Source organism: Cupriavidus sp. 05L310, assembly GCF_056398185.1.
On record NZ_JBFTOX010000038.1, the window covers coordinates 45,360 to 59,235 of the forward strand.

Genomic DNA, 13,876 nt, shown 5'->3' on the forward strand with positions numbered 1-13,876 from the left:
GCCCGGGGCCTCCTCTGCCTCTGCTTCAGGCCGCGGGCACATGAATGCTGGCCTTGATGTGCTTCAGGTTGGCCACGATGGTGAACGTCATCACGATCAGCAGCGACCACGAACTCCATTTGCCCACATGCACCGCCGACCACGCGCCTAGCTGGTTGGGGTAGCGCCACACCGCGAAGAACGTGCTGATGTTTTCCGCGATCCAGACGAACAGGCCGATCAGCACGAACGCCAGCAGCAGCGGCATCTCGCGCTCCCGGTCCAGCGGGCGGAAGCGCACCGTGCTGCGCGCATACAGCCCGGCAATGCCGCAGGCCAGGTACCAGCGGTAGTCGCCGATATAGTGGTGCGTGAAGAAGTTCGCGTACACCAGCGCCGCCATCAGGCCGGCCATCCAGTACGGCGGATGGTGCCGCACGCGCACGTCCAGGATGCGCCAGGCCTGGATGATGTAGCTTCCCACTGCCGCGTACATGAAGCCTGAAAACAGCGGCACGCCCAGCACCTTGGTGTAGGCGAAGTCAGGATAGCTCCACGACTGGATGCCGCCCGATGTCTTGAAAACTTCCAGCGCAAAGCCCACCACGTGGAACAGGCTGATGGCCCTGAGTTCGTCCATCGTCTCCAGCCGTGCCCACACCATCGCCGCCTGGATCGCGACTGCCGCCGCCAGCAGCAGGTCGTAGCGCGGGATGCCCATCCAGCCGCCGCGCGGCACGGCGAAGACCGCCAGGAAGAACAGTCCCGCGAACAGGCACGATCGCGCTTCCTTGACGCCGAAAGCGAGAAACTCGCAAAGTCCGCGGCGCGCGCCGGCCAGCGCCAGTCCGGGGCGGGGCGCGGTGAGCAGGCGGTCGAGCCGGTTGGATGCGGCGTTCCGGCCGCTGTGCAGGCGGAACGGATCGGGCATGCGTTTCGTAGCGGTGATCATGTCGGCCTCAATCCGCACAGGCGCGCGCGGGCGCACGATGCCGGGTCGGCTTGTCGCGCTCGATCCACTGGCGCAGCGCAACACCGGTCGCCGCCAGCGTCATCAGCGGCAAGCCGATCCACAGGCATTCCAGCCAGAAGCGCGTTGCGCCGAACAGCCCGGCGCCGGTCAGCGGCAGCGGCCGCCACGGCAGCGTCACGCGCTGGTCCGCCAGCGGATAGAACAGCGCCGTGCCGATGCCGCGGTCGGTCAGCAGGTCCAGCAGGGGGTGCGACACGGTGCTCAAGGCCACGAACAGGAAGGCGATGCCGCGCCGCCAGCCGCAGCGCCTTGCCGCCAGCGCCGCCACGAGGCCGAGCGCCAGCGCGAAGCCGATCGAGTGCGTCAGGCCCCGATGGCCCAGCACGCTGCTGTAGCGCACCCCGGCATACCAGACGCTGAGCATGTCGACGTCGGGCAGCACGCTGGCCGCGACGCCGGCCAGCATCAGGCTTGCCGGCACCCTGCGCCGGCCCAGCGCGGCGGCCAGGGCGAGCGGCGGGGCGCAATGGAGGTAGGTGGGCATGGCGTTCTCCCCCGCTCAGGCTTGCACGGCGGTTTCGGCGGCCACGGCCGCGGCGGGCTTGTCGCGCTGCGGCTGCCAGGCGGCGCCCGCCGCATACCAGTCGATGCGCCGGGTCATCACCATGATGGCGGCGAGGATCACGAACAGCAGCAGCGAGCCCAGCATCAGCGCGTTGTCCTCCGACAGCAGCAGGCCATAGAGCGCGCCGTACAGCACGGTCAGCAGCGTGGCGAAGGCCAGCCCGCGCTGCCAGCTCTGCAGCACGAACGAGAGGTAGAAGCCCAGCAGCCCGATGCACGCGGCACTGGCCGCCAGGTAGGCCAGCGCGAAGGCGATATGCTCGGACAGGCTCAGCAGCAGCAGGAAGAACACCGCCAGCGCCAGGCCCACCAGCAGGTACTGGATGGGATGGATGCGCAGGCGCCTGACCAGCTCGAACATAAAGAAGCCGGCGAAGGTCAGCAGCACGAACATGGCGCCGTACTTCACCGCGCGTTCAGCCTGCAGGTAGATGTTGACCGGATCGATCAGCGTCACGGAAACCGATTCGAGCGTGCCGTCGCCCGGACCGGCGAGCTGGTTGCGGACCTTGGTGTTGTAGGAGGTCACGCTCCAGTTGCTGTGGAAGCCTTGCGCGTTCACGCTGCGGGTGCGCGGCAGGAAATCGCCATCGAAACTCGGATGCGGCCAGGCGGAGTCGATCGAGATGTCGTTCTGGTCGGCCACCGGCGTAAAGGCCAGCGACTGCGCGCCCAGCAGCGGCAAGGTCAGCGAGAACGGCACCACGCGCTGCGCCTGCGCGGACCTGCCGTCGAGGCCCGGTTTCGCGGCTTTGGCCGACGGCAGGTCGATCTCCGCATGCAGGCCTTGCGTCAGGCTCTTCAGCCGCACGCCTTGCTCCAGTTTCAGCGCCTTGCCGTCGAGTTCGAACGTGGGCGCCGCCATCAGGCCGCGCGTGTCGCTGATGCCGATCGCGATGTAGGGCTGCCCCACCTCGAAGCCCACATGGCCGACCGAGCGCGGCAGCTCGCCCGGGTCGGGCAGCGCGATGGTGCCCTGCCAGCGGCTCTGCATCTCGTACACCAGTACCTTGTGGATGCCGCGATAGCGCTCGCTTGGCGTCACCTCGCCCTTGACCCGCAGCGTGGCGGGGAACACCAGCACCTGCCCGACCTCGGCCTGCAGCATGGTGGCATTGGGCCGCTTGGGGTCGCTGTTGTCCGCCACGCGCAGGATTTCCTTGTACGGCAGCACCAGTACCGGGCCGGTCAGGGTCTGCGGGCCGGCGTAGCTTTGCCAGACACTGCGTACTGCCTCTTCGCGGTAATGCTTGCGATCTTGCACCGCGTTGCCGACGAGATGCAGCGGGATCAGGATCAGCAGGATCAGCAGCGCGGTGATGGAGGATTTGAAAAACAGGATTCGGTTCATGGCGGCAGGCGCGCGGGAGTGACGATGCCGCGAGCTTAGGACTCCCGTGTGAGCCGCCAAGGAAGCCTGCGTGAAGCGATTGTGTGGCGAGTGTGAAGCCGCTACGCGGCCGGCAAGGTCAGCGTGGCGCAGGCCCCGCCTTCCGCGCGATTGGCCAGCACGATCTCGCCACGATGCAGCGTGGCGATCTCGCGCACGAAGCACAGGCCGAGCCCGGTGCTCTTGTCCTGGCCGCCAGGGCGCGGCAGCGAATAGAAGCGCTCGAACAGGCGCGGCAATGCATAGTCGGGAATGCCCGGGCCGTGATCGGTGACGCGCACGGCGATCGTATTGGGCGGGCCGTCGCGGCGCTCCACGGCGATTTCCACCACGCTCGCCGGCGGGGCGAAATCGAGCGCGTTTTCCAGCAGGTTGGCCAGCGCCTGGTGCAGCAGGAACCGGTCGCCTTTCACCGCCGGCGCGGGATGGGCCGGCGGCAGCAGGCGCAGGGCCAGCCCGCGCTGGCGCGCGCGCGGCTCCAGCTCGTGCAGCAACTGCTCGATCAACGCCAGCAGCGCAACCGGCTCGTGCGTCTCCAGGCTCTGCCGCTGCTCCAGCGCCGCCAGCGCCAGCAGCTTGCGGATCATTTCCTCCAGCCGCTGCGCCTGGCGCCGGATGTTGGCGACGAAGCGGCTGCGGTCGGCGGCGGGCATGTCCTCCTGCAGCAGTTCGGCCGCGCCGCTGATGGCCGCCAGCGGGCTCTTCATTTCATGCGTGAGCGTGTGGATGTAGTGCTCGACGTATTGCTTGTTCTCCAGCCGCAGGCGCATGCTTTCCACCGAGCGCCCCAGCTCGGCCAGCTCGCTGGCGCCGCGCAGCGGCATCTCGGCGCGCTCGCCGGCAGCCACCGCGCGCGCGTAGCGCTGCAGGCGGCGCAGGCCGTGCACCAGCCACAGCGTGCAGCCCAGGCCGATCACGAACGCGCCGCCCATCAGCAACAGGCCGTTGAGCAGGATCTTGCGCTGGCTGCGCTCGATGAAAGGCGCCATGGTCACGTTGGGCTTGGCCACGGTCAGCACGCCGATGGTCTTGTTGCCGTCGCGGATCGGCGCGGCCACGTGCATCACCGTGCTGGCGTCGTCGTCCGGATTGGCGCGCGTGCTGCGCGCGCCGTACTCGCCCCGCAGCGTGCGGTAGACATCGTTCCAGCGCGAGTAGTCGGCGCCCACGGCCGCCTCGCCGGAATCGAAGCGCACGATGCCGCGTTCGTCGGTGATGTAGATGCGGTAGCCCACCGCATCCTTGTGCATGCCCCACACACTGGCATCGACTTTGTCCTCGCGCAGCCGCGCCAGCCGGCGGGCGAAGGCGCCGTTGGCGATGCGGCCGTTCTTCATGTCGTCGGCGGCCAGCACCGCCAGGACATGCGCGGTATCGACCAGCGTGTCCTCCATGGCTTGCCGCACCCCCGGCTTGACCTCCTGCACGAACACCCGCAGCGTGAGGAATGCCGCCAGCCCGACGATCAGGAAGAAGCCGAAGAAGATGCGAAGCCCGATATGCATGCGTGGCCGTAGGTGAGAGGGGGAGGGAAGGCGCCGTTCAGCGTGCGAGCGAATAGCCCATGCCGCGATGGGTCCGGATCGGGTCGCACTCCGCGTCGAGCGCGCGCAGCTTGGCACGCACGGTCTTGATATGGGTGTCGACGGTGCGGTCGATGGTGTCGACCGCGTCATGCCAGACCAGGTCCATCAGCTGCGCGCGCGAATAGATGCGCCCGGGATGCTGCAGCAGCAAGGCGAGCAGCCGGTATTCGTAGCGTGTGAGGTCGAGCCACTGCCCGCGCCAGGCCAGGCGCGCGCCGTCGGCGTCGAGCGTGAAGCCATCGGGCGGAGCGGCTTCCTGCGCGGGGGGGGCCTGCGCGGCGCGCATGCCGGTGCGCCGCAGGATCACCCGCACCCGCGCCGCCAGTTCGCGCGGCGAGAACGGCTTCACGACGTAATCGTCGGCGCCGATCTCCAGCCCGACGATGCGGTCGATTTCCTCGTTGCGCGCGGTGAGGAAGATCACCGGCACATCGGAGAAGGTGCGCAAGGTGCGGCAGACTTCGAAGCCGTTGATGTCGGGCAGGCCCACGTCCAGGATCACCAGGTCCGGCGCCTGCGCGCGCAGGCGTTCCAGCGCCGCGCCGCCGAGCGCGCAATGCTCCACCGCCATGCCGTCTGTCGCGAGCGCATAGAGGATGGTGTCCGCGATCGCGGATTCGTCTTCAATGACCAGGATGCTGGGTGATTTCGTCAAGGCTGGGCTCGGTTCGGGCTCGGTTCTGGGTTGGTTGCGGTGGCGCGCCGCCGCCGCGTTGGTTTGCTCTATAATAAGCGGGTCGCGCCGATTTGATGACTGGCTTGCGGGCGCGCGGCGGCATGGTAACTCCTGAAGTCACTGATTCGGGGGAAACCGGCAGCCAATATAAATGCGGCTAAAGAGGTGGGTCGGTACCCTGCCACGCAAGGCACCGGCACGCGGGACGCAAGACCCGTGCAAAACCCGATTTGGCTGCGCCATCGTTGATGCCATGTTTGATGTCATGTGCACGCAACGTCCACGCAATGCCGGTCGGGTTTTTTTACGCCCGTTTGCCAACGGGCCTATTCCATGACAGACGTAGCTCCGCCTCTTGCCGCGCTGGCCCTGCCGTCCGACTCGGTCGGCATTGTCGAGCCGCAGTGCATGCATTTTCCCGAGCCGTTGAAGCTGCGCAACGGCACCTCGATCGCCGACTACGACCTGATGGTCGAGACCTACGGCACGCTCAACGCCGCGCGTTCCAACGCCGTGCTGGTGTGCCATGCGCTCAATGCCTCGCACCACGTGGCCGGCGTGTACGCGCACGACCTGCGCGACGTGGGCTGGTGGGACAACATGGTCGGGCCCGGCAAGCCGCTCGACACCAACCGCTTCTTCGTCATCGGCGTCAACAACCTCGGCTCGTGCTTCGGCTCGACCGGGCCGATGAGCCCCAATCCCGCCACCGGCCAGCCCTACGGCGCCACCTTCCCGGTGGTCACGGTGGAAGACTGGGTCAACGCCCAGGCGCGCGTGGCGGACAGGTTCGGCATCAGCCAGTTTGCCGCGGTGATGGGTGGCAGCCTCGGCGGCATGCAGGCGGTGGCCTGGAGCCTGATGTATCCGGAGCGGCTGCGCCATTGCATCGTGGTGGCTTCCACGCCCAAGCTGTCGGCGCAGAACATCGCCTTCAACGAGGTGGCGCGCAGCGCCATCCTGTCGGACCCCGACTTCCACGGCGGCAATTACTACGCGCACGGCGTCAAGCCAAAACGCGGCCTGCGCGTGGCACGCATGATCGGCCATATCACGTATTTGTCCGACGAGGACATGGCGGAGAAATTCGGCCGCGAGCTGAAGACCGACGATATCCGCTTCTCCTTCGATGTCGAGTTCCAGGTGGAGAGCTACCTGCGCTACCAGGGCGACAAGTTCGCCGAGTACTTCGATGCCAACACCTACCTGCTGATCACGCGCGCGCTCGATTACTTCGATCCGGCGCTGGCCTTCGGCGGCGATCTCACGCGCGCGGTGTCGCACACGCAGGCCAGCTTCCTGGTGGCCAGTTTCACCACCGACTGGCGCTTCGCGCCGAATCGCAGCCGCGAGCTGGTCAAGGCCTTGCTCGACAACAAGCGTCCGGTCAGCTACGCGGAGATCGACGCACCGCACGGCCACGACGCCTTCCTGCTCGACGACCCGCGCTATCACAACCTGATGCGCGCCTACTACGAACGCATCGCCGAGGAGATAGGCGCATGAATGCCGCGGCCAACCCCAATATCCTGGCGCTGCGCCCAGACTTCCGCGCCATCGCGCGCTGGATCGAACCCAACTCCACCGTGCTCGACCTGGGCTGCGGCGACGGCAGCCTGCTGCGCGTGCTGCAGGATGAGCTCGACGTGCAGGCCTACGGCATCGAGATCCAGGACGACGGCGTGCTGGCGTGCGCGCAGAAGGGCGTGCACGTGATTCAGCAGAACCTGGAAGGCGGCCTGGCGCTGTTCGAGGACAAGAGCTTCGATACGGTGATCCTGTCGCAGACGCTGCAGACCATCCACAACACCGCGCAGGTCTTGCGCGAGACGCTGCGGGTGGGGCGCGAATGCATCGTGTCCTTCCCCAACTTCGGCTACTGGCCGCACCGGCTGTCTGTGTTCCGCGGGCGCATGCCGGTGTCGGAGGCGCTGCCTTACCAGTGGTACAACACGCCCAACGTGCGGGTCCTGACCATCAGCGACTTCGAGTCGCTGGCGTCCAAGGTGGGGCTGCGCATCCTTGACCGCGTGGTGATGCACGAGGGTGTGACCGTCAACTGGGGGACGAACTGGCGCGGCAGTCTGGCGGTGTACCGCGTCTGTTCCACCTGAGCGTGAGCGGACAGGGCGCGGCGAAGCTTCGTCTAGGCGCACGCCGCGCCCTGCTCCAGGGCGGCCTGCATCACAAGGTGATCGATGAAGGCGCGGACCTTGGGGGCAAGGTGGCGCGTCGGCGTATAGACCGCAAAAGCGGTGCCCACGTAAGGCTCCAGGATTTCCCAGTCGTCCAGCACCGGCACCAGGCTGCCTGACGCCAGCGCGGCCACGGGGGAGAAGTCGGGCACCAGTCCGATGCCGCCGCCGGCCTGTGCCATGGCGACAATCGCCGCGCTGTTGTTGAGCGTGACCCGCGGCGGGATGCGCAGCGTCACTGTCTGTCCGTCCTGCTTGTGCCGCAGGCTCCAGCGTTCGCCAAAGGCGCCATAGCCCAGGTAGAGGCAGCGATGCCCGGCCAGCGCCGCCGGCTCGGTGGGCGTGCCATGCCGGGCCAGCCAGTCCGGGGCGGCCACCAGCCGGTAGCGCACCGCGCGGATCGGCCGCGCCGCCAGCCCCGGCGCCAGTTCGCGCGCAATGCGGATGGCCACGTCGACGCCTTCTTCCACCAGGTCCACCATGCGGTCGGCCAGCGTCAGTTGCAGATCCAGCCCGGGATAGCTGTCCAGCAGGGCCGGCAGCCGCGGCGCCAGCCAGGCCTGCCCGAACACCACCGGCGCGCTGATCCGCAGCAGGCCGTGCGGCGTGCCGGCGTGGTCGCCTGCCAGCGTGTTCACCTCCTGCGCGGCCGCCACCATGCGCGCGCAGGCGGCGTGCACCGCTTGTCCCAGTTCGGTCAGGGCGAAGGCGCGCGTGGTCCGCTGCAACAGGCTGCCGCCGATGGCCGCCTCCAGCCGTGTCACATGGCGGCTGACGGCCGAAGGCGTCATGCCTAGCTCGCGGGCGGCGGCGGAGAAGCTGCCGCATTCCACCACCCTGGCGAATACCGCCATGGCGTTCAGCTGTGCGATTGGCATGGCCTGTCTCCTGAATTTGTGACTACAGGTCAAATGGTAATTGCTTATCGGGCGGATTGTTGACCTGCCTGCATGGTGGAACAATAGCGGCCATTGGCACGAAGTACGCAGGAGACTCCCATGAACATCGATCAATCCGGCACCGCCGCCGCTTCGCCGGCCGGCGCATCGGCGTCACCGGCCACGGAACCGGTCCGGCGCGGCGGCGCGTGGCGCATGGTGGCCGCCATGACGCTGTCGGGCACCATCGGCTGGTTCGTCGTGACCAGCGGACAGTCACCGCTGGACGTTGTGTTTTTCCGCTGCATCTTCGGCGGCGCCGCCCTGCTGGGCACGCTGGCCCTGCGCCGCGGCTGGCAGCCCATGCGCAGCCGGGACTGGGGCTGGCTGGCGCTCGGCGGTGTCACGCTGATCCTCAACTGGCTGGCCCTGTTCTCCGCCTATTCGTATAGCGGCATATCGGTGTCCACGGTTGTCTATCACACCCAGCCATTTTTCCTGCTGCTGCTTGCGGCGGCGTTCCAGCGCGAGGCCATCGCCCCGGGGCGGCTTGCCTGGCTGGTGCTGGCCTTTGGCGGGGTGGTGCTGATCACCGGGCTGGAGCACGGCGGCGCCAGCGGCGGCATGCTGTACGGGGTGGCGCTGGCGATGCTGGCGGCCTTGCTGTACGCCGTCACCACCATGGCCACGCGCCGCCTCAAGGGCATTCCGGCAGGGCAGATCGCGGGTTTGCAGATGGTGATGGGGGTGGTCCTGCTGTTCCCGCTTGCGCACCCGGCCGTGGAGACGTTTGGCGGGCGCACCTGGGGGGCGTTGCTGGCGCTGGGCCTGGTACATACCGGCGTGATGTACACGTTGCTGTACGGCGCCTTCCAGCGCCTTAACGTGCTGTCGATCGCCACGCTGTCCTTCGTGTACCCGCTGGTGGCCATCGTGATCGACGTGCTGGTGTTCGGGGTCGTGCTCACGCCGCTGCAAGTGGCCGGCATGGCGCTGATCCTGCTGGCAGTGATCGGCAACCAGCTGGGCTGGAATCCGTTCCGGCACGCGCGGACGCAGGGCTGAAGCCAACGGACTGGAGGAGAAGTTCGACGGCGGCACCAGCATCCGTCCATCGTTTGCAGTATTATCGAACGATCGTACTTTTTTGGTCCCAACATGTCAGCCACGCCAGCCAGCCAGACCGTCCATTCCTTCGACCACGCGATCGCGCTGGAGCCGGCGGGCGACAATCTGTTCCACGGACGCACCACGCCCGCCTACTGGAACATGATCGGTCCCTTCGGTGGCATCACGGCGGCAACCCTGTTGCAGGCCGTGCTGCAGCATCCCGCCCGGCTGGGCGACCCGTCCGCGCTGACTGTCAACTTCGCCGGGCCGATCGTCGAAGGGCCGTTCGTGATCGAGGCGCGCCCCGTGCGCACGAACCGCAACACCCAGCACTGGTCCATCGAACTGCGCCAGGGGGACGAGGTGGCAACCACGGCCACCGCCTTCTTCGCGGTGCGCCGCGAGACCTGGAACTGCGGCGAGGCGGTGTTCCCGCAAGTACCGCCGGCGGAAACCGTGGCGCCGATGTCGGGCTTCGCGAAGGTGCGCTGGCTGGATGCTTATGAGTTGCGGCCAGTGCGCGGCGCCAAGCCAAGCACGGAACCGGGCACCGAGCACCCGGACAGCCTGACGCAGTTCTGGCTGCGCGACGCGCCGGCGCGTACGCCGGACTTTGCCGCGATGGCGGCATGGTGCGATACCTTCTACCCGCGCATCTTCCTCAAGCGCGCCGGTTTCGTACCGGCCGGCACGGTGTCGCTGACCACGTATTTCCATGCGGACGCGCCCACGCTGGCCGCGCTGGGTGACAGCCATGTGCTGGGCAGCGCCCAGGCCCAGGTGTTCCGCCAGGGCTTCTTCGACCAGAGCGCGCAGATCTGGAGCCCGCAGGGCGAGTTGCTCGCGACCTCGCACCAGATTGTCTACTACAAGCAGTAAGAGTAAGCGCGTGCTAGCTGGTCTCAGGCCGCGGCGCGGGCCTGCGCCTCGTAGTGGTGCACGGTGTGGCGCATCGCCCATAGCAGCGCCACGCCGGGCAGCGCCGCCACCACGGTGCTGAGGTAGAACGCCGGCCAGCCGAAGGCCTCCACCAGGTAGCCCGAGCTGGGGCCCACATAGACGCGCCCGACCGAGGCCAGCGCCGACAGCAGCGCGTACTGGGTGGCCGAGAACGAGCGGTTGCACAGCGTCATCAGCAGCGCCACGAAGGCCGCCGTGCCCATGCCGCCGCAGAGGTTTTCCACCGCGATGGTGGCGCCCATGGTCCACAGGTGCTGCGGCGTCACCGCCAGGATCCAGTAGCCCAGGTTGGATACAGCCTGCAGGATGCCGAACAGCATCAGCGAGCGATACAGCCCCAGGCGCACCATCAGCGTGCCGCCGAACAGCGCGCCCACGATGGTGGCGGCCAGCCCCAGCGTCTTGTTGACCAGGCCGACTTCGCCAGCCGAAAAACCCACGCCGCGGATCAGGAAGGTGGTGGAGAGGCTGCCGGCAAACGCATCGCCCAGCTTGTAGAGCACGATCAGCAGCAGCAGCCACCAGGCACCGGGGCGCGAGAAGAAGTCGCGCAGCGGGCCCAGAATCGCTTCCTCCATGGAGCGCGGCGTGCGCGCCGGAGATTCCGCCTCGGGCGCCCACAGCAGGCTGAAGATGCCGATGCCCATCAGGCCCGCCATCAGGATGTACATCTGCTGCCAGCCCATCACGCGGTCGGCCAGCCACAGCGCCAGCCCGCCCGACACCAGCATTGCCAGCCGGTAGCCCAGCACCTTGACCGCCGCCCCCACGCCGCGCTCGGGCGCGCGCAGCACGTCGGTGCTGTAGGCGTCGAACACGATGTCCTGGGACGCCGACAGGAAGGCCACCAGCGTGGCCAGTGCCGCCAGCGTCCACAGCGCCTCGTGCGGCGGACAGAAGGCCATGCCCGCGATGCCCAGCACCAGGCCGAGCTGGGTCACCAGCAGCCAGCCGCGGCGCCGGCCCAGCAGCGGCGGCGTGTAGCGGTCCATCAGCGGCGCCCACAGGAACTTGAAGATATAGGCCTGGCCCACCAGGGAGAAGAAGCCGATGGTCTTGAGGTCCAGGCCTTCCACCGTCATCCAGGCCTGCAAGGTGCCGGACGTGAGCGCCAGCGGCAGCCCGGAAGCGAAGCCCAGCGTGAGCATGGCGCCAATGCGGCGATTGCGGAAAATGTCGAGATAGTCTTGGAAGGTCATGAATCAGGATGGCAATCAGGCGGGGCAAGGCGCCGTGTATTATTGCATTACCGTCAGCACAGGCCTGGTGAGCGGGATGCGCCGGGTCCGTGCGGTGCCCTGGCCGCGCCAATCCTTCAGCGCCCTGCTTGCCGAAAACCGCATCCGAGGAATCGCCATGTCCGATCGCCAGCGTTGTCAGAACCGCCACCAGCGGGCCGGGATTGCGTTGCCGCGGCAACTGGCCGCGCTGGCGCTGGCCGCCAGTGCCACGCTTGGCATGGGAGTGGTACAGGCCCAGGGCCAGGCGCAGCCACAGGACGCGGACGAGGGTATCCGCGTGCAACGCGGCGGGGCGTCCATCCGCCAGATCGTGCCGGTGGAGGTCATCGAGCAGCAGGCCTCGCAGGAGTACGAGCAGATCAAGGGGGAAGCGCAGGCCAAGAAGACGCTGGTCGGCGACAACAATCCGCAGTTGCAGCGCCTGCGCGCCATCGCCAGGCGCATCCTGCCGCAGACCACGCGCTGGAACGAGCGCGCGAAGCAATGGAAGTGGGAGGTCAACCTGATCAATGCCAAGCAGGTCAATGCCTTCTGCATGCCGGGCGGCAAGATCGCCTTCTACACCGGCCTGCTCGACCAGCTCAGGCTGACCGACGACGAAGTCGCCATGGTGATGGGGCACGAGATCGCACACGCGCTGCAGGAGCATGCGCGCGAGCGGGCCGCCAAGTCCGAGATCACCAACCTGGGCGCCAACGTGATTTCGCAACTGTTCGGCTTCGGCAACCTGGGCAATATGGCGCTGGGCACCGGGGCGCAGTTGCTCACGCTGCGGTTCTCGCGCTCGGACGAGACCGAGGCCGACCTGGTGGGCATGGACATCGCGGCGCGCGCCGGCTACGACCCGCGCGCCGCCGTATCGCTGTGGCAGAAAATGGGCACGGTGTCCCAATCCACGGCGCAGTCAGGCTCGGAGTTTCTTTCCACCCATCCCTCGGGCCGCACCCGCATCGCCGAACTCGAGAAGCACCTGCCCGAGGTGCTGCCGCTTTATGCCCGCGCGATCGACTCCAGCGTCGGCAAGCTGCCGCCTTACCGCGCCAATATGGCCAACCTGGGCGGCGCGCCGATGGACAGCGGCGACGACGACCGGCAAAAGCCGCTGAAGAAGTAAAGGCGCCAGCGGTACAGGGGCGCATCCTGAGCGAGGATGCCGAGCGGGCTGGTCCGGGCGCTTCGGCCCCAGACAAAAAAAGAGCCACACAGGGTGGCTCTTTTTTTGTTCTCGAGGACGTTGGCTTGCTTCAGGCGCTCAGGCCGGTCGCTTCATCCGCGCCCACATGCACGTTCATGCATTGCACCGCGGCGCCGGCAGCGCCCTTGCCCAGGTTGTCCAGGCGCGCCATCAGCACGATGCGCTCGGCCGAGCCGAACACGAACAGGTCGACGCGGTTGGTGTCGTTGCTGCCCTGCACGTCGAAGAAGCCGCCGTCGAGGTTGGCTTCGTCGCCCACTGGCATCACGCGCACGAACTGCTCGCCTTCGTAGTGCTTGCGGTAGATATCCGCGATCTGCTCGGGCGTGACCTTGCGCGCCAGGCGATCCGGGTACACCGGTACCGTCACGGCCAGGCCTTTGAGGAAGTTGCCGACGATGGGGTTGAAGATCGGCGCTTGCGCCAGGCCGGCCTGCACGCGCATCTCGGGCAGGTGCTTGTGCGCGAGGCCAAGCGAATACGGACGCGGGCTGTCCAGCTTCGGGTTACCGCCGGCTTCGAACTCGGCAATCATCTGCTTGCCGCCGCCGCTGTAGCCGGTCAGCGAGAACGCCGAGACCGGGTAGTCGGCCTGCATCACGCCGGCTTCCACCAGCGGACGCACCGCCATCAGGAAGGCGCTGGCGTGGCAGCCCGGCACCGCGATGCGCTTGCTGGTGCGGATCTTCTCGCGCTGGCCGCGCGTGAGTTCCGGCAGGCCATAGGCCCAGCTGTCGGTGGTGCGGAACGCCGTGCTGGCGTCGATCACGCAGGTATTGGGGTTGGTCACCAGCGCCACGGCTTCGCGCGAGGCGACATCGGGCAGGCACAGGAAAGCGACGTCGGCGGCATTCAGAAAGCGTGCTCGTTCGGCCGGATCCTTGCGCTTGTCATCGGCGATACGCAGCAGCTCCACGTCGGAACGGCCGGAGAGATAGTCGAGCAACCGGAGACCGGTAGTGCCTTCCTGACCATCTACGAACACTTTGAAAACCATGGCGGACTCACTCGGAAATACGAAAGGTCCCATGCCGGAATCGGATGGGAACCAGCATTGTAACTAGGTTGG

The 13,876-nt window shown here is 67.5% G+C and carries 13 protein-coding genes; 5 read left to right on the forward strand and 8 right to left on the reverse strand.

Annotated features, from left to right (window positions below; genetic code table 11):
• Nucleotides 1-25: 25 nt before the first annotated feature.
• From AC1DS6_RS25895 to creB, 5 genes are all read right to left on the reverse strand, one after another.
• A complete protein-coding gene (locus AC1DS6_RS25895) occupies nucleotides 26-931 on the reverse strand; it encodes a DUF817 domain-containing protein (RefSeq protein ID WP_441631468.1) in 906 nt (301 codons plus the stop codon).
• Between the two features lie 7 nt (nucleotides 932-938).
• Nucleotides 939-1,496, reverse strand: coding sequence for a metal-dependent hydrolase (locus AC1DS6_RS25900; protein WP_441631470.1), 558 nt, complete (start codon nucleotides 1,494-1,496; stop codon nucleotides 939-941).
• A gap of 15 nt (nucleotides 1,497-1,511) precedes the next feature.
• Nucleotides 1,512-2,927, reverse strand: a complete 1,416-nt coding sequence (gene creD, locus AC1DS6_RS25905) for a cell envelope integrity protein CreD (protein ID WP_441631472.1) — start codon at nucleotides 2,925-2,927, stop codon at nucleotides 1,512-1,514.
• Between the two features lie 101 nt (nucleotides 2,928-3,028).
• Nucleotides 3,029-4,471 carry a two-component system sensor histidine kinase CreC gene (gene creC / locus AC1DS6_RS25910; RefSeq protein WP_441631474.1) on the reverse strand — a complete coding sequence of 481 codons (1,443 nt, stop codon included), beginning with the start codon at nucleotides 4,469-4,471 and terminating at the stop codon, nucleotides 3,029-3,031.
• Between the two features lie 37 nt (nucleotides 4,472-4,508).
• On the reverse strand, nucleotides 4,509-5,207 hold the full coding sequence (gene creB / locus AC1DS6_RS25915) for a two-component system response regulator CreB (protein ID WP_441631476.1): 699 nt from the start codon (nucleotides 5,205-5,207) through the stop codon (nucleotides 4,509-4,511).
• Between the two features lie 354 nt (nucleotides 5,208-5,561).
• On the opposite strand from creB, the gene metX reads away from it, so the two are divergent.
• Both metX and metW read left to right on the forward strand, forming a co-directional pair.
• A complete protein-coding gene (gene metX / locus AC1DS6_RS25920) occupies nucleotides 5,562-6,734 on the forward strand; it encodes a homoserine O-succinyltransferase MetX (RefSeq protein WP_441631478.1) in 1,173 nt (390 codons plus the stop codon).
• A complete protein-coding gene (gene metW, locus AC1DS6_RS25925) occupies nucleotides 6,731-7,342 on the forward strand; it encodes a methionine biosynthesis protein MetW (protein WP_441631480.1) in 612 nt (203 codons plus the stop codon). The genes metX and metW overlap by 4 nt, the downstream gene beginning before the upstream one ends.
• Nucleotides 7,343-7,374: 32 nt before the next feature.
• Here metW and AC1DS6_RS25930 read toward each other — a convergent pair whose 3' ends face one another.
• Entirely contained in the window at nucleotides 7,375-8,301 is a 927-nt protein-coding gene (locus AC1DS6_RS25930; protein WP_477103456.1) for a LysR family transcriptional regulator, read from the reverse strand.
• A gap of 120 nt (nucleotides 8,302-8,421) precedes the next feature.
• Between AC1DS6_RS25930 and AC1DS6_RS25935 the strand changes: the two genes are divergently transcribed.
• Both AC1DS6_RS25935 and AC1DS6_RS25940 read left to right on the forward strand, forming a co-directional pair.
• On the forward strand, nucleotides 8,422-9,366 hold the full coding sequence (locus AC1DS6_RS25935; protein WP_441631484.1) for a DMT family transporter: 945 nt from the start codon (nucleotides 8,422-8,424) through the stop codon (nucleotides 9,364-9,366).
• 93 nt (nucleotides 9,367-9,459) lie between these two features.
• Complete coding sequence (locus AC1DS6_RS25940; protein ID WP_441631486.1) at nucleotides 9,460-10,290, forward strand: acyl-CoA thioesterase; 831 nt, start codon at nucleotides 9,460-9,462, stop codon at nucleotides 10,288-10,290.
• Between the two features lie 23 nt (nucleotides 10,291-10,313).
• On the opposite strand, the gene AC1DS6_RS25945 is transcribed toward AC1DS6_RS25940, so the two are convergent.
• A complete protein-coding gene (locus tag AC1DS6_RS25945; RefSeq protein ID WP_441631488.1) occupies nucleotides 10,314-11,570 on the reverse strand; it encodes a muropeptide transporter in 1,257 nt (418 codons plus the stop codon).
• A 259-nt stretch (nucleotides 11,571-11,829) separates the two neighbouring features.
• Between AC1DS6_RS25945 and AC1DS6_RS25950 the strand changes: the two genes are divergently transcribed.
• Nucleotides 11,830-12,726, forward strand: a complete 897-nt coding sequence (locus AC1DS6_RS25950) for a M48 family metallopeptidase (RefSeq protein WP_441631523.1) — start codon at nucleotides 11,830-11,832, stop codon at nucleotides 12,724-12,726.
• Nucleotides 12,727-12,856: 130 nt separating this feature from the next.
• On the opposite strand, the gene argC is transcribed toward AC1DS6_RS25950, so the two are convergent.
• Nucleotides 12,857-13,804: an N-acetyl-gamma-glutamyl-phosphate reductase gene (gene argC / locus AC1DS6_RS25955; RefSeq protein WP_441631489.1), complete on the reverse strand. Its 948-nt coding sequence runs from the start codon at nucleotides 13,802-13,804 to the stop codon at nucleotides 12,857-12,859.
• Between the last annotated feature and the right edge of the window lie 72 nt (nucleotides 13,805-13,876).